Origin of the sequence: Mesorhizobium sp. LSJC280B00 (genome assembly GCF_000502835.1) — a bacterium.
In the GTDB taxonomy this organism is placed as follows: domain Bacteria; phylum Pseudomonadota; class Alphaproteobacteria; order Rhizobiales; family Rhizobiaceae; genus Mesorhizobium.
The window spans coordinates 317,588-342,396 of the sequence record NZ_AYVL01000001.1 but is presented as its reverse complement, the minus strand read 5'-3'; the positions used below and the strand labels follow the sequence as shown (position 1 = coordinate 342,396).

The window sequence follows — 24,809 nt, the reverse complement described above, 5'->3', positions numbered from 1 at the left end:
ATCGCCGCGGCGAGGGGCGGAGCAACGCTCGGCCATTGGGTGACCGGCGGTGACATTGCCGCGCGCATTGGGTGGGCGCAGGAGCTTGTGCGCGGCAAGGCGACGAAGGACGCGATCCGGCTGATCACCGATCTGGTCGGCACCGGCGTCGCCAGTCAGGAGTCCATTCCGGCTGCATTCGCGGTGCTGGAAATCGCCGGCGGTGATCCCTGGCAAGCGGCGGTGATTAGTGCCAATCTCGGTGGCGACACCGATACGATCGGCGCCATCGCGACCGGCATGGCCGGCGCCTGCACCGGCTTTTCCCGATTGCCTCAGAACCGCATTGCTGACCTCAAGGGCATCGACATAGCGGCGGTTGGCGCGCTCACCGCCGACCTTGTTGCGGCCCGTATATCCAAGCGCCGTGCGGACAGGACCGGTCCCGGCAAGGATGCGGCGGCATGAGTGGGCGTCTCGTCCATGTCGGCAGCACGGTGGTCGACTATGTCTATCGCATCGACGCCTTGCCGGCGCCGGGTACGGAGAAGACGGCGTCGAGCTACACGCAAGTCGCCGGCGGCGGCTTCAACATGATGGCCGCGGCCAGCCGCACCGGCATGAAGGTGGTGTTCGGCGGCCAGCTCGGCAGCGGACCCAATGGCGACTTCCTGCGCACGGCCTTAGCCAGTGAGGGGATCGAGACACTGACGCCGCCATCGCCCGTCATGGACAGCGGCAATTGCGTCGCCATGATCAGCAGCGATGCCGAGCGCACCTTCGTCTCGTGGCCTGGTGCGGAGAGCTTGCTCAGCCTTGACATGATGGCGCCCGTCTCGGTCGCACCGGGGGATTGGGTGTTCACCTCCGGCTATACGCTTAGCTATCCGGGAAGCCGAGACGCGCTTGTCGACTGGATCGAGGCACTTCCGGCCGACACACCGCTTGTCCTCGACCCGACACCTGTCGTCGTCGACATTCCCCGCCCTATCCTGTCGCGGATACTCGCCCGCACCAACTGGTTGAGCTGCAACACGACGGAAGCGGCCGCGATTGCCGGTCCGGGCGGCGTCGAGACACTCGCGTCACGGCTTCTTAGCGACCACTCCCCGAAGGCCGTCGGCGTCGTTATTCGCGCCGGAGCGAAAGGCTGCCACATACGGCTGGCCGATGGCTCGGCGCAAACGAGTGCCGGCTTCAAGGTCGACGCCATCGACACCAATGGCGCCGGCGACACCCATATCGGCGCTTTCGTGAGTGCGCTGGCGCGCGGCGTGCCGCCTTTTGAAGCAGCGCGCTACGCCAATGCGGCGGCGGCCATTTCCGTCACCCGCCACGGTGGTTCATCAGCGCCGACCGACCACGAGATCCAGACATTCCTAAGCCATGCCGGCGGTCCGCCGATCGGCCTCCATGGCCGGAAGCAAGAGGCCAAACGCCCGACAGCCTGACAAAGCCCGGGAAGCGGGCAAACACAGAGAGGAACGAACATGCGCATGCCCGACTTGACTGCCCTGCTGACGGCGACCGCCGTCTTCACCTCCGCACTCGCATTTGCCGCCAAGGCCGACGAGGTGCACGTACTCAACTGGAAGGGCTACGGCGCCGACGAGCCGTGGGCCATCGAAGCCTTCGAGAAGGCGACCGGCAACAAGGTCGTCAACGATTTTTTCAATTCCGAACAGGAGATGCTGACCAAGCTCAGGACCAATCCCGGCCTTTACGATGTCGTCATGATCAACGCCGCCTTCAACGACCAGGCGATGGCGGAAAAGCTGATCCAGCCGATCGACACGTCCAAGCTGCCGAACTTTCCCGACATCAGCAAGGACAAGGCCGGATCGCCGATGCTCGTCCATGACGGCAAGGTCTATGGCGTGCCGTGGGTCTGGGGGCTGACGGCGCTCGCCATCAATGAAAAATCCTTCGATAAGCCGCCGACGAGCATCGCCGAAATGTGGGATCCCGCTCACAAAGGCCGCGTCACCATCCGTGATGATGCCGTCGAGGCGGTTCAGTTCGGCGCCATTGCCACCGGCCAGAACATCAACGACATCAAGGATATCGAGGCGGTCAAGGCGAAGCTCACCTCGCTGATGCCGCAGATCAAGACGTTCTGGAGCTCGGAGAACGACTGGAACCAGATGGCTGCCTCTAACCAGATCGACATCGGCACCTATTGGAGCGGCTCGGCCGACCGCGCCAAGACCCATTTCAAGCTGCCGGTCGCGCTCGTGATCCCGCAGGAGGGCGCTGTCGCCTGGCTCGACGCCTTCTCCATTCCGGTCGGTTCCAAGAATGTCGCCGGCGCCGAGGCCTTCATCAACTACATGATCGACCCGAAGTTCTATGTCGAATGGGTCACCAAGGTCGGAGCCCCGGTATCCGCCAACACCAAGGCTGTAGAAGCACTTCCCGGGGATGCGTTCAACCGCAAGGTGATGGGTGACCCGGCAGTCGCCAAGCGCATTCAGTTCCAGGCGCCGATCACAGACGCCCAGCGCGAAACCTATCTGTCGCTCTGGCAGCAGCTCAAGGTCGACGTGAAGTAACAGCAGAAGCCGGGATCAGCCGACCATCCATGTCGGCTGATGCTTCCCCATCCTGGGAGGTGGATGTCATGGCAGCACAGGTTGCGGCCGCGTCGCGCAGCGGATTGAGATCGGCCTTGCCACTGCTGGCGCCTGCCTATCTCTGGCTGACGGTTGCGATCTTCCTGCCGCTCTCAGCCATGGTCTTCTTCTCCTTCATGACCGACCTGCCGCTGTCGGGAAAGCCGTGGGCGTTCACGCTCGAAAACTATGCCGCCTTCTTTTCACAAAGCCTTTATCTGACATTGCTTTTGGCCTCGCTGCGCCTCGGCCTCGAGGTGACGCTGTGGTGCATCGTCATCGGTTATCCCGCCGCTTATGTGCTGGCCAAGGTGCTGAAAGGCCGCAGCCGAGAGGCGATTTTCCTTCTCGTCATCCTGCCGTTCTGGTCGAATGGGCTTGTGCGCATCTTCTCCTGGGCGATGGTGCTGCGTGAAGGAGGCATTCTCGACACCGCGCTCAACGCCGTGCTGCCGTTCAAGATCAACATCGACCTGATGTATTCTTATCCGGCGGTCATCATCGGGCTGGTGCACTCCTACGTGCCTTACATGGTGCTGACCTGCTACTTGACCCTGCAGGCCATCGATGACTCGCTGATAGAGGCCGGGCGCTCGCTCGGTGCCTCGCGGCTGCAGGTGCTGAATCGGGTCATCATTCCGCTGTCGTTGCCGGGGCTGGTGGCGGGCGCAGCGCTCATCTTCGTCCCGGTTGTTGGTTCGTTCATGGAACCGCGCATCCTCGGCGGCCGTACCGGCACCTTTTACGGCACTGTCATCGAGGACCAGTTCGTCGCAGTGTTCAACTGGCCGCTGGGTGCTGCGCTCTCCTTTATCCTGTTGGCCGTCGTGCTGGTCATCCTGGCGGTTGCCTCGCCGGTGCTGCGGAGGGCTACGTGATGGCGACGACACGTGTTCTCGAATGGCTCGGCCGCCTCTACATCTGGCTATTGCTCGCCTTCCTCTATGTGCCCATCGTCATCATGGCCCTGATGTCTTTCAACGTTTCGCCCTTCTACCAGCTGCCGTTCGAGTGGACGACGGAATGGTATGTCTCGCTGTGGCAGAACGCCCAGCTTATCTCAGCCACCTGGAACAGCGTCGAAATCGCAGTCATCAGCACCATCATCTGCGTCGTGCTTGGCTCGGCCGCGTCACTTGCGCTCTACCGCTATGAGTTTCGCGGCAAGAAATTCCTGCAGGCGCTGCTGTTTCCGCCAATCGCCATTCCGTGGCTGATAACCGGCACGGCGATGTTGATCTTCTTCTTCGGCGTCGGCATTGGGCGCGGCCTGTTCGCCATCCTGCTCGGGCACGTCGCGCTTGCGCTGCCCTACGTCATTGTCGTCGTGTCGGCCCGACTGCAGACCTTCGCGCCCGAGTTGGAAGAGGCGGCGCGCTCGCTCGGCGCCAATCAATGGCAGGTGACGAACCGCGTCACGCTGCCCTGGATCATGCCGGGCGTCATTGCCGGCGGGCTGTTCGCCTTCGCCGTGTCCTTCGACCAGTTCGTCGTATCCTACTTCCTGTCGACGCCCGGCCAGACGACGCTGCCGGTCGAAATCTACGCCGCGATCCGCAAGGGATTCACACCCGAGATCAATGCGGTCTCGACGATCATCATTGTCGTGTCGATGGCACTGATGCTGCTGACGGCGCGCTTCTTCAAATTCGGCGGAGAGAAATAAATGGCTGGCGTCCAAGTAGCGAACGTGTCGCGCGCTTTCGGTGCCCATAAGGCGCTGGACGATGTCTCCATCGATTTCGCCGATGGCGGCTTCTATGCCCTGCTCGGGCCGTCAGGCAGCGGCAAGACCACGCTGCTGCGACAAATCGCGGGCTTCGACTTTCCCGATTCCGGCCGCATCACCATAGGTGGTGAGAGCGTCGAGCGGGTGCCGGTCGAAAAACGGCGCATCGGCATGGTGTTCCAGAACTACGCCCTGTTTCCCAACATGAGTGTTGCCGGCAATGTCGCCTTCGGCCTGTCGGTACGCGGCGAGCCCAAGGCAGTGATTGCCAGCGAGGTACAGCGCGCACTCGACCTCGTGCAACTCGGCAGGCTCGGCGGCCNTCGGCGGCCGCCGGCCGCACCAGCTGTCCGGCGGCCAGCGCCAACGGGTTGCGCTCGCTCGCGCGATCGTCATCCGGCCGCGCGTGCTGTTGCTTGACGAGCCACTCGGCGCGCTGGACAAGGCGCTGCGCGTCGACATGCAGATCGAGCTCAAGCGCATCCAGCGCGAGATCGGCATCACCACCATCTTCGTCACCCACGACCAGGAAGAAGCGCTGACGATGAGCGACCGCATCGGCATTCTGCGCGATGGCAAGCTGGTGCAGGAAGGCTCGCCCGAGGAGATCTACGATCGGCCGAAGAGCGAGTTTGCCGCCACTTTCCTGGGCGACGCCAACATCCTTCGCGGCGACAGCACGGGCAACGGCATCCGACTGCCGGACGGCACAGCGATTGCCGCTGGCGCGGGTGCCAAGCTTGCCGCTGGTGCCAAGGCAAGCTGCGCCGTGCGGCCCGAACGCCTCCGCATCTTCATTGATGCCGAGGCTCCGGATGCGGCCAATGCGAATGTGCTGCGAGGGCAAGTGTCCAAACGCATCTTCGCCGGAAATAGCAGCACTTACTTTGTCGAGCGTGCCGGCCAGACACTCAAGGTGATTGTGCAGAACACCGGCGCTGGCAGGCTGGCGGAAGGTCAGGACGTCGTGCTGAGCTGGTCGCCAGAAAGCACGGTCTTGATCGCGGCGGGTTAGATTGACAATCACCGTCGATTTTGTCGTCGGCGTTGCCGCGGTGGCCTATCCGGGCAAGGGTGGCGGATTTACCAAGACGCTGCTTCGCGGCCGCACCTCTCGCGTCGTGGTGACGATGGGCATGCCTTCCTTCTTTACCGGCTCTGGTTCCTCGGCCACGGCATTGCCGGCATGGGGCGCAGCATCTTCGGCGCATTCATGCACGGCTCGACCTCAGCGCGGCAGATCGACGGCGAAGCCGATGGGCCTTCCGAGCCCTCTATGGCGTTATAGGTCTTGGCACCGTCGGCCCTTAGCGGAGCATGACGGAAAAGGCTGAAACGCCCCCCTTTTCGCCGCAGCTCAGCCGCTTTCCATCGAAGGGCTTTCAAGGTGGTAGGCGCGTGAGCCCGTTCCTAGTCCGAAATGATTACTTGCGCTGTAGCTAATGTAATTACAATCTTATCAAGCCGGAAGCCGCATCGACCGGCCAAGCGCGAGTACCGTCTCCGCCACTGTCTCAAGACAGCCGACGACATTTTTTGCGGTGCGCTCTAAGGGGGAAATTCAATGAGATTGACGATTATTTGTGCGGCAATTGTGATTGCCGGATCCACCGCCACCGTTGCGCACGAGAAGAAGATGGTGGTCAGAACAGAAGTCACGTCAGCCTGCCCCGACTTGTCAGGCACGGTCAAGAAAAAGAGGGGAACAGATTTGGATTGCCGTTCAACCGGAACTGTCTCCAGCGCGGTCCCGAAAGACAAATCGGAGCCGCGCCTAGGCTATGAAACGGTTAGTCCCGGATCATATCAATCTTTTAGCTCACAACCGGCTACGAAGGCGAGCGCCGGCATGATGCGCTGCCCCTCCCCGTGCGATTGTTCCTTCGATCGGCGACAGCAACGAACGAGCTGTGAAGCGGTACTGCCCCAAGCGGATGTTGTATCACCGTCTTGGTCTGTCGGATGACGAGATGAGGCCGGCGCCAGCTAGGAACCTGCGAACTGCGATGCGAACATCCTGCTGCTGTCCAACCAGAAGATGTCCGCCAGTGTCGTAGACGACCAGTTTGGGCCTTGAACGGCCCTCCACTCCGGTAACAACAGGCAACTGCAATATGGAACAGTCGCCTGGCCCTCTGCATAGCCCTTCAGATGCGTCTTTGATTATTGCTTGAGGAACGCGCCCGTGTAGGTCTGGCCGGCAAGCGTAACGGTTCCGGCCAGGGCCCCGTCGGGCCGCATGACAAAACTGACGTCCGCGCCATTCGGTAAGCGCTCAAGCTTCAACGTGCTCCCTACAATTCTTCCAGCGCCGGCGGCCTCTCCCGGATAGTTGTCGCCCAGATTTCCCCACGCATAGGTGACCGTCACCTTTCCATTGGAAGAAATCGTCTGAACGGCAAGTTTGGCGTCATAGATCCCGTCCAATTGTCCGGCCCATAGACCCGAAAAAGCAGCATACTTTGTTGGAACGCCCTTGCCAGGGGGAGTGACCGCCACGGATTGATCTAAGATCGCTGAGCCGGAAGGAACAGCGCCAGGATCCAAGGCAGGTTGTGAAGGAATACTATCAGGTTCTAACGCAGGTTCGAGAGTGGCGGGTTACGGCGTTTCAGGAGCCGATTGGCACGCGGCTAAAGCAAGCGCCGCGAAGCCAAGCATTGCGTTGCACATGCGGTGTGCCATCTTCTGGTGCCCCGGGCCATCTTTGAGTCTAGCGCGGGCCGACCTTATCACGCGTTTTCACAACCTGTGTCTAGGCAAGGTATGTCGTACGACGGCGGCTCGTCGAAAAGGAGCCTTTGGTGCCGTTCAGATCACAAAGTTGATGGCTGACGCTGACCGCTAGCTGACGATGCTTTGCCAACGTTGGCGATCTGACAGTTGCTGGGCCCATCATTCTTTACCGCGACCTCGGCGGCGAAGCATTGCGGTCGACCGCTTGACGGATCGATACGGTCGGGGTCGGGATGCGCATTTGCGCGTTCACTGCTGGAAGCGCGAATTGGCAGTCTGAAGCTTGCACCGGTTGAGCTATCCCGAGGGATCTCCTGATTCATCCGCCGAGATATTTGTCTCAAATATTCTCCGGCGTGACTATTTCGAAAGGTATGGACCGCTGAAGCGTAGCGAACGGTGCTTGTGGTCCCATGACATCAATCATTGTCTGCACAAGAAGTGCAGAGATCGCCTCCAGCGGATGACAAAGGGCTGCGGTGATCAACCCTTCAGATAATCCCTTTCGGGTCTCGGGGCCAATGTCACGGCAAACCAACTTGATCCCCGACCGCCTTTCGGAAGGAACCTCCCTCAGTGCGCGAAGTACACCGGTTATTCCGCCGCCGACGATCAGAATTCCCACAAGATCGTCAGTCGCCTTCAGCAACTCGGCCACCATTCGGTAAGCCTCGCTCGATTCCTCGTGGGTGGGGCGACTTTCCTCCACCGTGAGCCTTGGAGCGTGCTCGCGCAAGTAGGAGCGAAAGCTAGCGTCTGCGACGTCTTGGCATTGATACCGATGATTCCCTATGAAAACCGCAATGCGACCAGGACCATGGGTCGTTTGGGTAATCAGGAAGGCTGCAGTGCGCCCCAGTTTCCAGTTGTCGGTGCCCACATACGCCGCCCGTTCCGGCGCTGATTGGTCCGTAATGTAAGAAACGACTGGTTTCCCCATCTCCTTCAATGAACGGATGGCCTGACCAATGATCGGGTGATCTGCGGCGACCACCGCGACGGCATCGCATGCGTCGCCGAGTGCGATGAGGCGGCTCGAGATAGTCTCTGGCGTCAGCAGATCCACAAAGTCGACGACAGGTTCAATCACCTCGTCCCGACGATCGCGACAGGCGCCGACGATTTTCTTCCCGAACAGCTGGTAGAGGTCGCGGGTGGACTGCTGGAGCAGGAAACCTAATCGGTACTGGGGCGATAGCTGACGGGCCCGGTTATCAATCGCTCCGATAGCGTAAAACCCTATTTCTTCCGCCGCGCTTTGGACGCGTTGAACGGTTTTCGGGCGTACGGAAACGGTCCCACTCAGAATTCTGTTTACAGTCGCTGTAGATACGCCTGCCGCGGTAGCGAGATCGCGAATTGTCGGCCGTTTCATGAATGTTAACCCTCTTTTGTATCATCATGATTGAAGCTAAATGATACAAATGTCATTTTGATATTATTTTCGACTTCTACAAATATCAACCCTCCGATATAAAACGTGCCGAGCTAGGGCTCAATTTGATGATGAGCCCCGGGGCGACTGGACCCGCAAGCACACGACTGATCCGGGCAAGGAGGTGCTGTTACGATGGATGACCTTCAGTATGGAACACGCGACAAACGCGGCAATTGGGCACCGCACCGCCGTGCAGAGCCGGCGCCGTTGTGGCATTGTCCGTTCAATGCAAAAAAGGTGGTTGCCTGGATTCCCGATTTTTTTTGGCCATGGAACGCTTTCCACATCGCCACAGCGATCCTTTGGGTCAACCTGCTCATCCCGAGCTGGCAGAGCCTCGCAAGCTTGTCGCTACTCAACTATTTCTGGCTATACGGTCTGAACGCCGCCGGCATTTTCCTGTTTTATGGTTTCTTCGAGCTGCGCTACTACGTTCATCGCCGGCAGGGGACGCGCTTCAAATACAATGCGAAATTTCCGTCTGATGTGCCGTCCGACGTTTTCTGGTTCCAGCGCCAGAACCTAGACAATTTCCTGCGGTCTTTCTTTGTGACCATCCCGCTGTGGACCGTGGTCGAGATCATGATGCTGTGGGTCTATGCCAACAGCTGGGCGGCCTGGCTGCCCTGGACAACCAATTGGCTCTACTTGTCCTTCCTGGTGTTGATCGGACCGTTTGTGCACGAGGTTTATTTCTTTCTGCTGCATCGCGCGATCCATTGGCCACCCCTTTATAAATGGGTGCATTCGGTCCACCACAACTCGATCAACCCGAGCCCGTGGTCGTCTCTGTCCATGCATCCGGTCGAGGGTTTCCTGTACCATGCCGAGGCTTGGCTGCACTTATTGATCCCATCCAACCCGGTCTGTGCCTATTTCACGCTGCACGGCGCCGGTTTCGGCGCAGTCAACGGCCATCTTGGCTTCGAGACATTCGAACTCACCGACAAGATGAATCTCGATAGCCATTCCTACGTGCATTACCTGCACCATAAGTACTTCGAGGTGAACTACGGCGGTGATGGCCTCGTGCCCCTCGATAAGCTGTTCGGTACTTGGCACGACGGTAGCAAGGAAGCCGACGACGCGATGAAGACGCGCTTCCTCAAAAAGAAGGAAAGGCGGCGCGCCAAGCAGGAAGCCCGCGGCGCGGCCTCTGACATGCCGGCAGAGTGACGGAACGACACCGTCCCGCATGTGCCTGAGAGGAGCGGGCGGGCGGGACAGTAGAACTTAATTTCAACACCCGCGAGGCGGGTGAAACCTGGGAGGACGACTGTGACGTTATTCAAGACACTCGTGTCGGCAACGGTGCTGACAGCATTTAGCACTGGCGCGACGCTTGCCGCCAACATCTTCGTCATCGGCGGCAAGCCGGACGACCCGTTCTGGTCAATCGTCAAACGCGGCGCCGAAGACGCGGGCAAGGTGGTCGAAGCCCAGGGTGGCAAGGTCACCTGGCTCGGGCCCCAGAACTACGACAATCTGGGCGTGGACGCCGCCGAACTGATCCGCCAGGCAATCGACCAGAAGGCCGACGCCATTGTCGGTCCAGACTGGGTGCCGGAAGCGATGGACCCTGCGTTCAAGGCAGTCGTGGATGCTGGCATTCCCCTAGTGATTTACAATGCCGGCGGGTTGAAAGCGGCCGATCGCCTCGGCGCCATGAACTATGTTGGCTCTGACGACTACAAAGGCGGCGTCGCCGGCGGCGAGTATCTCGCCAAGGCCGGCAGCAAGAAAGGCGTCTGCATTAACACCCTCCCGGGTGCGGCCAATATCGAGGCTTACTGTGGTGGCTTCAAAGAAGGGATGAAGAATGGCGGCGGCGAAGCCGACGTCCTGCCCTTGCCCGCCACGTCCTTCGGCTCGGCTACAGCTGTGGCCCAGGCGGTAAAGGCCTATCTGCTGCAACATCAGGACGTGAACGCCGTGTTCACCATCGGCAACGTTGACGCCAACTCCGCCATGAACGGCATCACGCAGTCCGGGAAAGACGGCAAGGTTCAGCTCTGCGGCATAAACTTCGACGAGACCATCCTGAATAACGTGAAGGAGGGAAAACAGGCCTGCGCCATCGACCAGCAGGGATACCTGCAGGGCTACCTCGCCGTCGCGATTCTGAATGGCAAGGTGAACTACGGCCTGACCGTGCCGACCCGCGAAATTCTCACCGGCCCCGGCATAATCGACAAGAGCACTGTCGAGGCCACCATTGCGGGCGTGAAGGCTGGGACGCGCTAAGTCCTCAACCATGGCCGCTCGCGAAGAAGCGAGCGGCCCTTCCATCCCTGTAATGTGGCGACCGCGTTCGGCCGCCCGCTTGCTAGCGGATCCATTATGACGGCGCATCCAGTGATATCTCCCGCAGCCCCAACGTCAGAGCCCGCTCGTCATGCACTGGCGCTCGGCCGTCTGGCGCGCCGGCCCGAGGCGGGCTCGTTCCTCGGCATGGCCGCAGTCTTCCTCTTCTTCGGACTTTTCGGTGGCAGTGGCTTTCTGTCAGCAGCCGGTACGGCCAGCTGGCTCAACGTCGCGGCTGAGATCGGCATTATCGCCCTTCCGATAGGATTGCTGATGATTGCCGGCGAACTGGACATATCGGTTGGCGCTATCATTCCCGCCGCCTCTCTGACCGCCGCCATCATCTCCGGCCACTATGGCCTACCAGATTGGCTCGGCATCTTGGCTGCGCTCGGGATGGGCCTCGCCGTCGGATTCATCAATGGCTTGTTTGTGACGCGAACCATCATCCCGTCCCTCATCATTACCATAGGGACCATGTTCGGCACGATGGGCCTCACGCTTGGCCTCACCGTCATGATCGCCGGCAGCACCGGTGTATCGTTGGTGCCGGACGCTCTCACCAAGGCGATCCTTGGCCAGTATCTCGGCGGCATGTTCCAAGTCACAATTCTCTGGTGGCTGGCCTTCATCGTCAGCGCATTCTGGATGCTGCACGTCTCGCCGGTTGGCAACTGGATCTATGCACTCGGCGGTGACAAGGTAAGCGCGCGCAACGTCGGTATTCCTACCAACCGGCTTACAATCGGCCTGTTCATGTTCAGCGGCTTTAGCGCCGCTTTCGTCGGGGTCAGCCAGGTGATGGTCTACCAAAGCGCGCAGGTTCTGGCAGGCGGGTCCTTCATCTTCAATTCCATTATGTGCGTGGTTATAGGGGGCGTGCTGCTTACCGGCGGCTTCGGCTCAATCGTCGGCATCGTGTTCGGCACGATCACCTTCTCAGTCGTCAACCAGGGAATCTACTTCACCGGTATCGATCCTAACATGGGAAGCATCATCATCGGCGCACTTTTGCTGATCGCGGTGCTCACCAACGACACCTTCCGGCAGCTGGCTCTCAGCTATTCGGCGAAGAAGGCGTGAGGGACAGCCATGACTGATGCAATCAAGGCTTTTCTGCGCCGCCCCGATGCGGGCTCGATCCTCAGCCTGGTCGGTGTCGTACTGTTCTTCGTCATTTTTGGCGGTGTCGACCTTCGGACCCTCGTCGGTGCGGCCAGCTGGGTCAACTTCGCCGCCAATCTCGGCATTGTCGCCATTCCTCTCGGCCTCCTGATGATCTCGGGTGAACTCGATATCTCCATCGGTGCGTTGATCCCAGCGGGCTCAATGACCACCGCCATCCTCACCGGCTATTACGGCATGCCCATGATGGTCGGCATCGTGGGCGCGCTCGCGGTTGGCGTGATGGTCGGCCTCGTCAACGGCCTGCTGACCGTCCGCACTTCCGTGCCCTCGCTTATCATTACGCTCGGCACGCTGGTCGCCATGCAGGGCGTGGTGCTCAGCGCCTCGGTGTTGTTGACCGGCAATGCCAGCGTGGCGGTCACCGCGCCAGGCTGGGCCAAATTTCTGTTCGGCCAACTGATCGGCGGCAGCCACCAGGTCATCATAGTCTGGTGGATAATTATCGCTGTGATCGTCGGCTTCGTCGTGCATCAGACTCGATACGGCAACTGGCTATTCGCCATGGGCGGCGACCGCATAAGCGCCCGCAATGCAGGCATTCCGACGGGCCGCATGACCATCGCGCTGTTCGTGCTGTCCGCCGTCAGCGCCACATTCGTCGGTATGTGCCAAGCCATCCAGTTCAATTCGGCCCAAGTCTCCGGCGGAATGAGCTTCATCTTCAATGCGATCGTGTCTGTGGTGGTGGGCGGCGTGCTTCTCACCGGCGGCTTCGGCTCGGTGATCGGCATCTTCGTCGGTACAGTCACGTTCGCCATTGTGAGTCAGGGAATCTATTTTACCCAGATTGACCGCAACTGGTCGAACTTGATCATCGGTGTGATGCTCCTGGTGGCTGTGCTGATGAACCAGTCCTTCCGCGAGTTAGCCCTGTCGTACAGACCCCGGAGGGGCGCGAAGCCCGCCGGAGGTGCCGCCAAGCACTGAGAGAAGTTTATGAAATTGAAGGCCAATCCCGCGAAAAAGGGCTGAACGCGTCATGAGCGACAAACCTGCCATTCTCGAACTGAAGAACATCAACAAGTCCTTCGGCGCGATCGACGTGCTGCACGACATTTCATTGGAAGTGCGCCAAGGTGAGGTGTTGTGCCTGTTGGGCGATAACGGTGCCGGCAAATCCACCCTGATCAAGACGCTAGCGGGCGTCTTCATGCCCACCAGCGGCCAAATCTTGATGGACGGCCAGCCGATTAGCTTCAACGGGCCAAGTGATGCGCAAGAGCGCGGCATTGCCACGGTGCACCAATTCGGGGGCACTTTCCCGCTAATGAGCATAGGCCGGTCTTTCTTCGTGGGATTGGAGCCAACGAAGGGCTGGGGCCCGTTCAAGTTCTACGACCGTAAGCGCGCCAACGAAATCGCGGTCAAAGCGGTGCAAGATTTCGGCATCACGCGCATCGACGATGGCGACCGGCTGGTCGGCGGCCTGTCGGGCGGCGAACGTCAGTCCCTGGCTATTGCACGCGCCGTTCATTTCGGGGCCCGCGTCCTCATCCTCGATGAGCCAACCGCGGCGCTCGGCGTCAAGCAGGCGGCACACGTGCTTCGCACGTCAACGAAGCCAAGCGCCGCGGACTCGCGGTCATCTTCATTACCCACCAGGTGATGCACGCGATGGCTGTGGGCGACCATTTCGCCGTGCTCATCCGCGGTGCCATCGCCGCGGATTTCCGCAAGCACGAAAAGACACGAGAGGAGATCACCGACCTGATGGCCGGCGGCGAGACCATGGCCGACCTCGAAGCCGAGATCGAAAATTATATGGATGAGCACGAAGGCCATCCGCCGCCTCTGGAAGTAGTTGAGGAGCGAACGAGTCGATAGGCTTCCCTCAGCAAGCGCGGCATCCGCCGCCTCCACATCAACCGACGCCTTAGGATTGCCAGGGTCGGCGGCCGTTAACTCAGAAAAAAGGCAGAAGAATACATGACAACCCGCATTGCCGTGATTGGCGCCGGCCTAATGGGCGCAGACCATGCTAAAATAGTCGCCGAGGACCTCCCCGGCGCCACGCTCCAGCTGGTGTGCGACAGGGACGAGGCGCGTGCCCGAGCGGTCGCCAATGCCCTTGGCGCCTCCGACATCTCCACCAACCCCGAAGGCGTCATCGCACGGCACGACGTGGATGCGGTGATCATCGCGAGCCCCGATTTCACGCATGCGCCGTTGTCGCAGGCTTGTATCGCGGCCGGCAAACGCGTGCTGTGCGAAAAGCCTCTTTCTCCATCGTCCGCCCAATGTGTCGCAGTGATGGAGGCTGAACAGAAGGCGGGTGCGAAGTTCGTCCAGATCGGCTTCATGCGCCGCTACGACCGCTCCTACCAGGAAATGAAACGTGCTCTATCAGGTGGCCGGCTTGGACGGCCGCTGATGATGCACAATTTCCACCGCAACGTTGAAACGCCAGCGGCCGATTTCACCGGCGCCATGGCCATCACCAATTCCGCCCCGCACGAATTCGACGTGGTGCGCTACGTACTCGACACTGAATACGCTTCAATCTCGGCCTTCCAGCCGAAGCGCTCCGATGCACTTGTCGCGCCAGTCTTCATGGTGCTCCAGACAGTTGACGGCCAACTCGTCAACATCGAGATCAACAACAATGCCGCATATGGCTACGACGTGCGCGCCGAGCTTATTGGCGAGCAGGGTGCTGTGGCGATGAACAATGTCTCCTACACCCGCTTAGATTCGGCGCTCGCCCAGAGCACGGGCTACGATGCAGACTGGCGGACCCGCTACGCCGACGCCTACCGCAGGCAGAATCGCGACTTCCTTCGTTTCGTAACTACCGGCGAGTTCCCCGGCACCGCCGCCGATTGCTGGGACGGCTACTGCGCTGCCACCGTTGCCGAGGCGGGCGTGAAGGCGCTGAACGAAGGGCGCAACGTGTCCGTGCAAATGATCGAAAAGCCGGAGTTTTATGCATGAAATTGGGTTTCGTTTCCGACAGTCTAGGCGACCTTCCCTTCGAGACGATGCTGGACCATGCAAGCGCATGGGCGTCGATGGCGTCGAGGTGAACACCTGCGGCTGGTCCACCGCACCGCATTTCCCGCTCTCGTCCCTACTGGGCGATAAGCAAGGCCAGAAGCGCTTCATCAATGCGTTTGAGGAGCGCGGGTTGGAAATCATCAGCCTCAATGCAAACGGCAATCCGCTGCATCCAACCGACCCAGCCCAGGGTCAGGGGTTGAAAGATACGATTCGCGTGGCCGGGGAAATGGGCATCCGGACCGTGTGCACCATGAGTGGCCTTCCTGGCGGCAAAGCTGCCGACGCCATGCCTAACTGGGTCGTCTCGTCGTGGCCCCCGGAAACGCAGACCATCCTGAAATATCAATGGGAAGAGAAGATAATCCCGTTCTGGACCGACATCGTGGCGCTGGCTCAGGAGAATGGCGTGGAGCGCATTGCGCTGGAACTCCACGGCAACCAGTGCGTCTACAACGTGCCCTCGCTCTTGAAATTGCGGCAGGCGGTCGGCCCGGTCGTAGGCGCCAACCTAGATCCCTCGCACCTCTTTTGGATGGGCGCTGATCCCCTGGCGGCGGCTCAGTCGTTGGGCGAGGCGGTCTACCACGTTCATGCCAAGGATACGATGCTGAACGGCCCGGTGCAGGCGACGACCTCTCTATTGGAAAACGGCAGCCTGATGAATATTCCGGCGCGATCCTGGAGCTACATCACGCTGGGCTTCGGCCACGGCGAGGAGTGGTGGCGGCAATTCTGCTATCGCCTGAAGATGGCTGGCTACGATGGTTGGCTCTCGATCGAGCATGAGGATGTCCTTTTGAACTCGCTCGACGGGCTCGAAAAGTCCGTTGCGCTACTCCAAGGCGTCATGCCGTCCGCCCCTGCCGACTTCAAACCGCAAGCCATCTGAAGGAAGACACCATGCCCTGGATCAACGCCTGTGCCGCCAACGAAATAGAAGCCGAAGAAGCCAAACGCTTCGATCATGGCGGCCGCACCTTCGCGATTTTCCGCAACGACGCGAATGAATACTACTGCACAGACGGGCTTTGCACGCACGAGAAGATTCACCTCGCTGACGGCCTCGTCATGGCCAATACGGTGGAATGCCCCAAGCACGCTTCCGTTTTCGACTTCACGACCGGCGAAGTAGAGACGCCACCGGCCTGCGAGAACCTCAAGACTTACAAGACGAAGGTCGAGAATGGCCGCGTCATGATCGAGGCTTGAGCCATCATGGGCCAACCCTTCCAGCTGGCCGCCTGCGCCGAGATGCTTTGGCTTGATCGCCCAATTGCTTGGCGCGTCGCGCGCTTGCATGAGATGGGTTTCGGCATCGGATTGTGGAATTGGCCGGACCATGACCTCGAGGAGCTCGAGAAGACGGGCGCGACTTTCACAATCATGAACGGCTATCTCGACGGAAGGCTCGCCGATGATGAGGGGGCCGACATTCTCTTAAAATCGGCGCTCGAGACCGCGAAGGTCGGAAAGCGCCTCGGAGTTGCTCGGTTGAACCTGCATGGCACCGGTCTCGGCGAGGGCGGCATTCCTATTGTAAAAACTGACGTCGAGACTGGCCCGATGTGGCTCAAGGCGCGGGACACGTTAAACCGCATCTGTGACATGGCCGAGGCCGAAGATGTAACCTTCACGCTCGAGAATCTGAACCGGCTTGACCACCCCGGCTGCCCATTCGGCTCGACGGCAGCAGTGCTGGCATTGGTGTCGTCGATCAACAGACCGCAATTGCGTATCAATCTCGACCTCTATCACACTCAAATCGGCGAGGGCGATATTGTGCGCTGGTGCGAGAAGTGCCTGCCGTTCATCGGCGAGGTGCAGGTGGCTGACAACCCGGGTCGTCGCGAGCCGGGAACGGGCGAGATGAACTGGCGGTACATCGCGAGAGCTCTATTCGACATGGGATACCGCGGGCCGGTGGGTTTGGAGGCGTTTGCCCAAAACGATCCGGAAGCGGCGTTGGACGCTTTTCGGCGGGCTTTTACGGTGTGAGCTATGCCGGGAACGGTCATCATAGGTGCGATGCGGGTTTGGGCGTTATGATCAAGCGCGGCAAGCTATCCGACTATGCTTTCCGATCCGAACACCGCTCGCAGACTCATTTTCAAGGTCGCCTGAACTGCAGCGGAGGCTGATTATGGGCATGTATCACAACCGTCCTCATGTCGAGGACATCCGAAAGATGAAGAAGAATGGACAGAAAATCTCCATGCTCTTCGTCAGCACGCCCGACGAGGCAGCTGCCGCTGCCGCAGCAGGCATTCATATGCTTTCCATCGAGGGTCGATTTTTCGATTCGGAAATGCGGCAGGCAGCGGGCGACTGTTTCGTACAGGTCGGCCTGCCATATGGCAGCTGGGGCAGCTTTGCTGGCCGCCCGCTGGCGACAGCAGAGGATTATCTGCGTGCAGCCTTCCACTTCGCTGGCATTGGTGGTGACGCCTTTTATTGTGCGGCGTCTTACGACATCCAGAAGGCACTTTGCGACAACTACATCCCTGTCGTTGGCCATATCGGCTTAACCCCGTCATACATCACCTGGACGGGCTGGCGCGCAGTCGGCAAGACCGCGGACGAAGCGATGCGCCTCTGGCGACACACCCAGAAACTTGCGGAGATCGGCGTCTTCGGAGCGGAACTGGAAGTCGTGCCCGATCGGGTCGCGAAATTCTTGGCTGAAAACTCATCGCTTGTCATGCTTGGCATGGGCGCTGGCAAGTATGCGGATGCGCAGTACCTCTTCACGGAAGATGTGTGTGGTTACGGCAAGAACCACACGCCGCGACACGGAAAGGTTTACCGACACCTTGGCCCTGAACTGCAGAAGATCCAGGACGAGCGCCTTGTCGCCTTCAGGGAATACAAGGCAGACGTCGATTCCGGTAGGTATCCCGGTGACGAGCATACTGTTCCGATTGGGGATGCCGAGTTCGACATGTTCATGCAAGCAGCCAAACAGTGAGAACCATGCGTGTGGGGCTATCTGATTCCTCACGAGCGGGCGGTAGACAAGTCGTATCTCGCGACAGTCCGGTGCCAACGCTCGCCGAACTCAAAATGCTGATTGCGAAAAAGGAGCTCGTACTTCCCACGAAGTTGGAAACTGTCGCCCGGGTGATGTTTGCGCAGCCGGACTACGTGGCTTTCGAGAATGCCGCCGCGATCGCGCGCCGATGCGGAGTGTCCCCGACAACCTTATCCCGCCTCGCACCGCGCCTCGGCTTTAGGTCCTTCAAGGAAATGCAGAATTGCTTCCGAAATTGTATCCTAAATCGAAAGAACCAAGCAAAACAAGCTGACACGCTTTCCAGCCCGTCATTGAGAGACGGCCAGACCGCGTCCGGTTAGCTTAGATCATCGAGAGCTGTGAATAGCAGGAGATGGAGCAACCTCGACCTGCAGCGTAGTCCTCGGCAATGTCCGCTTTTCGGCGATGGCGAAGTCCGCAGCAATGACTGACTTGGTGAAGCGTTTCTGGTGGCCTCAGGCGTACGAAAGTCTCTCATGCAGGAACCCGCGGGCCGCGGACGATTGCCTATGGGGATTTGTGCCTCGGGGGTGCCAGCGCTTGTCGCGAACCCCGCATTGGGCATGTCGTGGAAGCGGCTTCCGGGCCAGGTCGCAGAGCCTGTAGCGTTGCTTCCGACGGGAATGGTGTGCGTGACGACCGGCGCCACGGCAACGTGCACATAGCATCCTGTTGACCGGCGCTTCAGATGACGCAGGAAGGCCTGATGGTCGGCCAGGTGCGCCGCCGATCCGAAGAAGGCGAGCCGACCGGCGTCGTGCAGCGCGACCAGCCGGGTCAGGAACAGACGGCGGAACAGGTTGGCCAGTACTCTGACTGGAAGAACGAAGGCCGGCCGCGACGATATCCAGCGTGATCCGTCCGGCGCGATGCCGCCGCCCGGCATCCTGCTGCCTATGGGGTCCCAAGCCCGCATCAGCATGTCTTGCTGCATGCGCTGCGAAGCGGCGTGATCGGAGCATCGGTCGACAAGGTAGCCGTGGCAAGTTCCTCTCGTTGAAGGGAACTCCATGATCAAATCGCAGGCTTTACCTGCTCAAGGCCTATGAATACGCGTCACCTCAGAACCAGGCGACCCTCCCGCGAAGCGGGTTCGTGCATACGGCGCAAAGCGGTCATTTTAGGGTATGTTCCGAAGTGATATCACACCATCGATCGCCACCAAGGTAACGTTCAGGTCGATAGCCAGCGTTCGTTACAGAAAAGCCTTGGGTCTAAAGCTCGATCTGACACGGCGCGTTCACAAGCGGTTCTGTTGTTCGCTCAACCGCTCGCCCCGTGGTCGCTCAGACAGGAGGGACCTGAGCGCGCTCAGGATTTGAACCTGCGACCCCATCGTCCCGAACGATGTGCGCTACCAGGCAAAGCCGCAGGTTCCCGGGTTCCTTCGTCACGCTCGCTCCGCAATGATTGCATTTCCTTTCGGGCTTTGTGTGGGGAACCTGTGGTGCGATCGGGCCAAGTTCACGTTTTCATCGCCACCTATCCTGAGCGAGGTTTTCGTTGCCTTGGCGGCGACGTGCTTCTTGGCGATCTTCTCGGCGGCGTCTGCCTGGAAGTCGGGATGATGGTGACCATAAGTATCGATCAGAACATCCACGGTGATGCCGAGAAAGCCCGCGGCCTGCCACATGTCGGCGCCGGCCCGCATCAGCCAGGTCGCAGCGGTGTGGCGAAGCGTGTGCGAAGTGACGTCGGGACCGAGGCCGGCAGCGTCGCGAGCTCTCCTAAAGCTCTTCTTGACCGACCCCACCGGCTTTCCATTCCACTCCACCACAAAGTCTTGCGATATCTTGCGACCAATATTTGCGCTCTTGCCGCGCGCCTTGGTCCTGATATCGAGATCTGTGCACGCCCAGCGGCGGAGATGCGCCAACAGCCTGTCCGGCAAGCGCACAGGCGGCTGGCGTTTTTTGGTCTTCTTTGCGCTATCGGCGCGGCGGTAAAAGATGCCGCGGTCGAGGTCCACATAACCACGCCCTTTGGTGGGACGGATGGCGGCACCGCAAACTGCGGCAGAGCGCGTTCCTGTATAAAGCGCGACAAGCATGAAGCGGGCGAGGTGTCGCCCGGTACGCCGGTCGCTCTCCTGGCCCTTCCATTTCTGCTTCATACGCCACGCGGCCCAGATAAGGGCGGCCGCCTCACTGCGCGTCAACCAGCGCTCGCGCGCACCGGCCTTGTCAGGCAGGACAATCGTCGGTGCGGCAGTCGTGTGGCCTTCCCTGCGGTAGTAGTTGATGGCCGCACGAAGATCCTCGAGTTGGCGGCGCGCAACGGCTTCGGTGGGACAGAACGCGACGTAGTCGCGGCAAAGCTTGCCGTTGATAGCGGCGAGCGTCTTTTCACCGAAGAAATCGAGGATGTTGTCCAGCCGAGCCGCCGTCTCTTCCGGCGCGGCATGCTTCGGTGCAACCTCTCTCAGGTAGACGCTGACGACATCGGCTATCAAGACATCTTCGGCACCGCGCGCTCGATGGTACTTGCCGGCGATGTAGACCGCGAGCGCCTTTTCAGCTTCAGGTCCTGGATGGCCTTTTTCGCCGCTGCCAGCGCTGATGAACGTTGTTCGATCGCGGATAAACCATCCAGCTTTGTTTCGGAGTGTTCCGTCCTTTTTCCAGCTTTCGCCGCGCCAGACGAGGCGTGGCCCTTTCGACGCCCGCGGCATAGTTCCCTCATTCTGGTGATCGCCAGCAAGGTGACGTACTCCTTTCCTGCGATTAGCTCGGTTTCAAGTCGGCCGGCGTCACGTTCCTTGCGTAGGCCTGCTGCGCACATCGAGCCATCGGGAAAGGCAATTCGTGCTGCAATCGCGACGCGCAGGGGCGCGGTCTCGTCGAATTGTTCGGGGATTTTCAAAACGGAGCCCTCAGCCAATCTCTATGGTCCGATAGTTTCGCTCGGAAACAGACGGATCGCGGGTCGCATTGAGCACACTTTTCTGTCTCGCCATTCCGGATGCCCTGCCGCACGATCTTTTCTCTGAATATACGGCTGCGAAAAGCGCCGACTGGAGCGCCTGCGGCAAAGATGCTCCTTTGACCTGCTAATCGGAACGGTTGCGCTGACGCGCACTCCACGAGCCTTTCGGCTGGCTCCCCACTTCCGTGGCCGGTGAAACCGCTCCCGACTGGGCTTCGGCTGCGCGGCTTACTCACTGGCCGGCTCCCTTGGGCCGGAACTCCCGCGCGCCGCTTTAGTGGGTTCGGCTGATCGCCTCACGCTGCGGTTTCGAACGGTGTCTTTCACCTCGGAGTTGGTCAGCAACCGCAATCTTCGTTCGAGTCCATAGAGTTAGAGGGCCGCGCTTGGCGCACTGACGGGTTGAAGACTGGGAGAGAGGCTCCCGGCGCCCGGCGCGGAGACTCGCAATGACCAAGCATCAGCACCAGGCTGCCCCGACCCGGGCCAGCGTATATGACGATATCACCAACAAGATCATCGGCGAGCTGGAGGCCGGTCGGCTGCCCTGGGTTCAGCCATGGGGAATGGCGGCTGCGAAGGCGCCGCTCGCCATGCCGAAGAACGCCGCCACCGACCGGCGATACTCTGGAATCAATATCCTGATCCTCTGGGGTTCGGTGATCGAGCAGGGTTTTTCAGGACAGAGCTGGCTGACCTTCCGCCAGGCGCTCGCGCTTGGCGGCAGCGTCCGCAAGGGTGAGCATGGAACGACGGTCGTCTACGCCGATCGGTTCGTGCCCGACGACGAGAAAAAACGCGCCCGCGAAACCGGCGAGCAAGCCCGTTCGATCCCATTCCTCAAACGCTTCACGGTGTTCAACGCCGCGCAGTGCGACGGGCTGCCCGACGGTGTTGCAATGGCCACGCCCCCGCCCCTACTCGGCCTGATCGAGCCCAAGGTCGAGAGGCTGATCAAGCAGACGGGGATCGATTTCCGGGTTGGTGGCAGCCGCGCCTTCTACGCTCCGGCCCACGATTATGTGCGGGTCCCGCCACCCCAAGCCTACTTCGAGCCGATCAATTGGCACCGGACCGCCCTGCATGAACTCGGGCACGCCACCGGTCATGCCTCACGCCTCAACCGGGATTTGTCTGGTTCCTTCGGCACCAAGAAGTATGCCTTCGAAGAGCTGGTTGCCGAGATAAGTGCGGCTTTCTGCGGCGCCTCGCTGGGCATCACGCCGACCGTGCGTCACGCCGACTATATCGGCTCGTGGCTGGAGGTGCTGCGCGAGGATAACCGTGCGATCGTTCGCGCCGCCTCTCTGGCAAGCAGGGCTGCGGATTATCTCTTGGGGTTCTTGCCCGACAAAGTCGCCGCTGACGACGATCGGCGGGAGGCAGCGTAATGGCCGCCCGCTTCCAGTTCGGCGTCTTCCTGCGGATGCGTTCATGACCGAAGTCTGCCTGGATGCCGGACCCCGCTGCGGCGAAGTCGTTGCAGAGCGCCAGGACCGACCGGCTGCTCCGCGACAAGTGTCGCGTGGCTGCAGAGCACATCAGAGGGCGAGGAGTGACGGAATTCTCATGACGGGTTTGGAGGTCGAGAGAGAGGCTCTCGGCCGCCCGTCGCGGAGTACATCCCGATGGCTACTGCCGTTCAGAAGATCACCCTGTCGTCCTCGCGCGACATTCCGTTCAACAAGCTAGTGCTCTCCCAGTCCAATGTCCGGCGCGTCAAGGTCGGCATCTCGATCGAGGATCTTGCGGCCTCGATTGCCCGCCGCGGCTTGATCCAGAGCCTCAGCGTCTTGCCCGTCGTCGACAGCGACGGTAACGAGACTGGCATGTTTGAGGTACCTGCCGGAGGCCGGCGCTTCCGCGCGCTTGAGCTGCTGGTGAAGCAAAAGCGCCTCGCCAAGACCGCCCTCGTGCCCTGTGTCGTGCGCGCCCGTCACAGCGCGATCGTGGCCGAGGAGGTGTCGCTCGCCGAGAACATTGAGCGAGCGCCGCTGCACCCGCTCGATCAGTTTCGCGCCTTCCAGGACATGCGCCAAAAAGGCATGAGCGAGGAGGAGATTGCCGCAGCCTTTTTCGTGCCGGTCAACGTTGTTAAGCAACGGCTTAGGCTGGCTTCTGTCTCCCCAGTGCTGCTCGATGTGTATGCCGATGACGGGATGACGCTGGAGCAACTCATGGCTTTCACGGTCTCTGAAGACCGCGCTCGCCAGGAGCAGATCTGGGAGGCAATCAGGGATGCCTGGTCGAAAGAGCCCTATCAAATCCGGCGCATGCTAACCGAAACGACGGTGCACGCCTCCGACAAGCGCGCCGTCTTCGTGGGGACCGACGCCTATGAGGCCGCGGGTGGTATCGTCATGCACGACCTGTTCCAGTCCGATGACGGGGGCTGGCTGCAGGATGCAGCGCTGCTGGACCGCCTAGTGATAGAGAAGCTCAAGGCGGCTGCCCAGGAAGTTGCAGCCGAGGGCTGGAAGTGGGTCGAGGTCGCTGTCAGCTTCCCCTACGACGCAACGCGTGGGCTGTATCAGCTGCAGAGTGACCCGCTCGATCTCTCTGCCGAGGAGCAGGCTTCCATCGATGCCCTCAACGCCGAGCATGCCAAGCTTGAAACCGAATATGAGGGTGCTGACGAGCTGCCCGAAGACGTCGATCAGCGACTCGGTGAAATCGAGACCGCGCTCGCCAATTTCGACAAGCGCCCAAAGCAGTTCGATCCGGCCGACATCGCCATCGCCGGCGCGTTCGTCAGCATCGACACTGACGGCTCGCTCTCGGTCGACCGCGGCTTTCTCCGGCCTGAGGACGTGCCGCCGATGTCATTTGACGGCGCGAATGAATCGAAAAGGGACGGCGGGTCCGGGGCTGCCGACTCGTCGGTGCACCGTGCCGTTGTCACCATTGGCGGCCAGGCAGTCGAGTGCGAGGAAGACGAGGACGATGCGGTCAAGCCCCTGCCGGACCGACTGATGACAGAGTTGACCGCACACCGGACACTGGCGTTGCGCGATGCGGTTGCCGGCAACCCTCACGTCGCCATGACAGCGCTCTTGCACAAGCTGGTCACTGACACGTTCCAGCACCGCACCACGAACGGGTGCCTGGAGGCCTCGATCCGTCACGTCTTCTTCCCTCTGCAGGCAGGTGACCTAAAGGACAGCCCCTCGGCGAAATCGGTGGCCGAACGCCATGAGGCCTGGAAATCGGACCTGCCGACCGAGGACGATGCACTTTGGGACTGGATCGCCTCACTTGATGAGACCAGCCGCGCGGCGTTGCTCGCCCATTGCGTCAGCTACGGCGTGAACGCGCTCCACGAGAAAGGCGACCGCTATGGCGGCGCTGTCTCGGCACACGGCGTTCGGCAGCGGATCGCGCAAGCTGATCGACTGGCACGCGCGGTCGGTCTCGATATGGTTGACGCCGGCTGGACACCGACAGTCGAAAACTATCTCGGCTGCATCACCAAGTCTCGCATTCTCGAGGCGGTGCGAGAGGCGAAGGGCGAACAGGCCGCGCAGCTGATCGAGCACCTGAAAAAGGGAGATATGGCGAAGGAAGCCGAGCGCTTGCTGACCGATAGTGGCTGGCTGCCCGAGCCACTGCGCCTGGTCGACCTCGACGGCAGTGCTGGCGCTGATAGCGGCGCCGGCGCCGACGGCTATGGGGAAGAGCTGCCCGAATTCCTCTCAGACGACGATGCGCAGATTGAAGACAGCGAACCGCACATGGCCGCTGAATAGATCGCCTCGCGCGGAGCGGCTTCGGCCGCTCCGCGCCCTTTCCTACCCCTGCCGGACGCTCACTTTCTCACACACGGGCAAAGCCAATTGGCCGCTTCTGCCGCGTCCTTCTCGCTCGGCGGCT

At 60.7% G+C, this 24,809-nt stretch carries 19 protein-coding genes and 4 pseudogenes; 18 read left to right on the top strand and 5 right to left on the bottom strand.

Annotation, left to right across the window (positions count from 1 at the left end):
- The 6 genes and pseudogenes from X773_RS42265 to X773_RS79265 form a co-directional block, all read left to right on the top strand.
- On the top strand, window positions 1-447 hold a 447-nt coding region (locus X773_RS42265), incomplete at its 5' end, for an ADP-ribosylglycohydrolase family protein (protein WP_023674322.1).
- Complete coding sequence (locus X773_RS42260) at window positions 444-1,430, top strand: PfkB family carbohydrate kinase (protein WP_023674321.1); 987 nt, start codon at window positions 444-446, stop codon at window positions 1,428-1,430. The genes X773_RS42265 and X773_RS42260, both read left to right, overlap by 4 nt.
- Before the next feature lie 39 nt (window positions 1,431-1,469).
- Complete coding sequence (locus tag X773_RS42255; RefSeq protein WP_031211132.1) at window positions 1,470-2,531, top strand: ABC transporter substrate-binding protein; 1,062 nt, start codon at window positions 1,470-1,472, stop codon at window positions 2,529-2,531.
- A gap of 68 nt (window positions 2,532-2,599) precedes the next feature.
- Window positions 2,600-3,469 (top strand): ABC transporter permease, encoded by an 870-nt coding sequence (locus tag X773_RS42250; RefSeq protein WP_031211130.1) that lies wholly within the window; start codon window positions 2,600-2,602, stop codon window positions 3,467-3,469.
- Complete coding sequence (locus X773_RS42245; RefSeq protein WP_023674318.1) at window positions 3,469-4,257, top strand: ABC transporter permease; 789 nt, start codon at window positions 3,469-3,471, stop codon at window positions 4,255-4,257. Before X773_RS42250 ends, X773_RS42245 begins: the two co-directional genes overlap by 1 nt.
- A pseudogene (locus X773_RS79265) lies at window positions 4,258-5,335 on the top strand (ABC transporter ATP-binding protein).
- A gap of 1,148 nt (window positions 5,336-6,483) precedes the next feature.
- Here the strand turns inward: X773_RS79265 and X773_RS77220 are convergent.
- Together X773_RS77220 and X773_RS42230 are read right to left on the bottom strand one after the other, a co-directional pair.
- Window positions 6,484-6,747: a hypothetical protein gene (locus X773_RS77220; protein ID WP_023674314.1), complete on the bottom strand. Its 264-nt coding sequence runs from the start codon at window positions 6,745-6,747 to the stop codon at window positions 6,484-6,486.
- Window positions 6,748-7,396: 649 nt separating this feature from the next.
- Window positions 7,397-8,431, bottom strand: a complete 1,035-nt coding sequence (locus X773_RS42230) for a LacI family DNA-binding transcriptional regulator (RefSeq protein ID WP_023674313.1) — start codon at window positions 8,429-8,431, stop codon at window positions 7,397-7,399.
- A 195-nt stretch (window positions 8,432-8,626) separates the two neighbouring features.
- Here X773_RS42230 and X773_RS42225 point away from each other — a divergent pair, with 195 nt between their 5' ends.
- From X773_RS42225 to X773_RS42180, 10 genes and pseudogenes are all read left to right on the top strand, one after another.
- On the top strand, window positions 8,627-9,670 hold the full coding sequence (locus tag X773_RS42225) for a sterol desaturase family protein (protein WP_023674312.1): 1,044 nt from the start codon (window positions 8,627-8,629) through the stop codon (window positions 9,668-9,670).
- 123 nt (window positions 9,671-9,793) lie between these two features.
- Entirely contained in the window at window positions 9,794-10,738 is a 945-nt protein-coding gene (locus X773_RS42220) for a sugar ABC transporter substrate-binding protein (protein ID WP_023674311.1), read from the top strand.
- 207 nt (window positions 10,739-10,945) lie between these two features.
- Window positions 10,946-11,881 (top strand): ABC transporter permease, encoded by a 936-nt coding sequence (locus X773_RS42215; RefSeq protein ID WP_023674310.1) that lies wholly within the window; start codon window positions 10,946-10,948, stop codon window positions 11,879-11,881.
- A gap of 9 nt (window positions 11,882-11,890) precedes the next feature.
- Window positions 11,891-12,913, top strand: coding sequence for an ABC transporter permease (locus X773_RS42210; protein WP_023674309.1), 1,023 nt, complete (start codon window positions 11,891-11,893; stop codon window positions 12,911-12,913).
- A 52-nt stretch (window positions 12,914-12,965) separates the two neighbouring features.
- A pseudogene (locus X773_RS42205) lies at window positions 12,966-13,810 on the top strand (ATP-binding cassette domain-containing protein).
- Between the two features lie 102 nt (window positions 13,811-13,912).
- Window positions 13,913-14,917, top strand: coding sequence for a Gfo/Idh/MocA family oxidoreductase (locus X773_RS42200; protein WP_031211122.1), 1,005 nt, complete (start codon window positions 13,913-13,915; stop codon window positions 14,915-14,917).
- A pseudogene (locus tag X773_RS42195) lies at window positions 14,914-15,872 on the top strand (sugar phosphate isomerase/epimerase). The gene X773_RS42200 and the pseudogene X773_RS42195 overlap by 4 nt, the downstream one beginning before the upstream one ends.
- Before the next feature lie 11 nt (window positions 15,873-15,883).
- A complete protein-coding gene (locus X773_RS42190) occupies window positions 15,884-16,192 on the top strand; it encodes a MocE family 2Fe-2S type ferredoxin (RefSeq protein ID WP_023674304.1) in 309 nt (102 codons plus the stop codon).
- A gap of 6 nt (window positions 16,193-16,198) precedes the next feature.
- Window positions 16,199-16,978 carry a TIM barrel protein gene (locus X773_RS42185; RefSeq protein WP_023674303.1) on the top strand — a complete coding sequence of 260 codons (780 nt, stop codon included), beginning with the start codon at window positions 16,199-16,201 and terminating at the stop codon, window positions 16,976-16,978.
- A gap of 145 nt (window positions 16,979-17,123) precedes the next feature.
- Window positions 17,124-17,948, top strand: coding sequence for a 3-methyl-2-oxobutanoate hydroxymethyltransferase (locus tag X773_RS42180; protein ID WP_023674302.1), 825 nt, complete (start codon window positions 17,124-17,126; stop codon window positions 17,946-17,948).
- A 763-nt stretch (window positions 17,949-18,711) separates the two neighbouring features.
- On the opposite strand, the pseudogene X773_RS77925 reads toward X773_RS42180, so the two are convergent.
- From X773_RS77925 to X773_RS77920, 3 genes and pseudogenes are all read right to left on the bottom strand, one after another.
- Window positions 18,712-18,897: pseudogene (locus X773_RS77925) on the bottom strand (transposase); the annotation flags it as partial.
- A gap of 507 nt (window positions 18,898-19,404) precedes the next feature.
- The gene (locus X773_RS42175) at window positions 19,405-20,466 is read right to left on the bottom strand and encodes a site-specific integrase (RefSeq protein WP_245274606.1); all 1,062 of its coding nucleotides are present in this window, start codon (window positions 20,464-20,466) and stop codon (window positions 19,405-19,407) included.
- Entirely contained in the window at window positions 20,463-20,894 is a 432-nt protein-coding gene (locus X773_RS77920; protein ID WP_245274605.1) for an excisionase, read from the bottom strand. Before X773_RS77920 ends, X773_RS42175 begins: the two co-directional genes overlap by 4 nt.
- A gap of 494 nt (window positions 20,895-21,388) precedes the next feature.
- Between X773_RS77920 and X773_RS42170 the strand changes: the two genes are divergently transcribed.
- Window positions 21,389-22,330 (top strand): zincin-like metallopeptidase domain-containing protein, encoded by a 942-nt coding sequence (locus X773_RS42170; RefSeq protein ID WP_023674298.1) that lies wholly within the window; start codon window positions 21,389-21,391, stop codon window positions 22,328-22,330.
- A gap of 237 nt (window positions 22,331-22,567) precedes the next feature.
- Window positions 22,568-24,685, top strand: a complete 2,118-nt coding sequence (locus X773_RS42165) for a ParB/RepB/Spo0J family partition protein (RefSeq protein ID WP_023674297.1) — start codon at window positions 22,568-22,570, stop codon at window positions 24,683-24,685.
- Window positions 24,686-24,809 lie beyond the last annotated feature (124 nt).

Coding starts and splice junctions, on each gene's coding strand:
- X773_RS42260 (WP_023674321.1), top strand. CDS start 444: ATGAGTGGGCGTCTCGTCCATGTCGGCAGCACGGTGGTCGACTATGTC.
- X773_RS42255 (WP_031211132.1), top strand. CDS start 1,470: ATGCGCATGCCCGACTTGACTGCCCTGCTGACGGCGACCGCCGTCTTC.
- X773_RS42250 (WP_031211130.1), top strand. CDS start 2,600: ATGGCAGCACAGGTTGCGGCCGCGTCGCGCAGCGGATTGAGATCGGCC.
- X773_RS42245 (WP_023674318.1), top strand. CDS start 3,469: ATGGCGACGACACGTGTTCTCGAATGGCTCGGCCGCCTCTACATCTGG.
- X773_RS42230 (WP_023674313.1), bottom strand. CDS start 8,431: ATGAAACGGCCGACAATTCGCGATCTCGCTACCGCGGCAGGCGTATCT.
- X773_RS42225 (WP_023674312.1), top strand. CDS start 8,627: ATGGATGACCTTCAGTATGGAACACGCGACAAACGCGGCAATTGGGCA.
- X773_RS42215 (WP_023674310.1), top strand. CDS start 10,946: ATGGCCGCAGTCTTCCTCTTCTTCGGACTTTTCGGTGGCAGTGGCTTT.
- X773_RS42210 (WP_023674309.1), top strand. CDS start 11,891: ATGACTGATGCAATCAAGGCTTTTCTGCGCCGCCCCGATGCGGGCTCG.
- X773_RS42200 (WP_031211122.1), top strand. CDS start 13,913: ATGACAACCCGCATTGCCGTGATTGGCGCCGGCCTAATGGGCGCAGAC.
- X773_RS42190 (WP_023674304.1), top strand. CDS start 15,884: ATGCCCTGGATCAACGCCTGTGCCGCCAACGAAATAGAAGCCGAAGAA.
- X773_RS42185 (WP_023674303.1), top strand. CDS start 16,199: ATGGGCCAACCCTTCCAGCTGGCCGCCTGCGCCGAGATGCTTTGGCTT.
- X773_RS42180 (WP_023674302.1), top strand. CDS start 17,124: ATGGGCATGTATCACAACCGTCCTCATGTCGAGGACATCCGAAAGATG.
- X773_RS42170 (WP_023674298.1), top strand. CDS start 21,389: ATGACCAAGCATCAGCACCAGGCTGCCCCGACCCGGGCCAGCGTATAT.
- X773_RS42165 (WP_023674297.1), top strand. CDS start 22,568: ATGGCTACTGCCGTTCAGAAGATCACCCTGTCGTCCTCGCGCGACATT.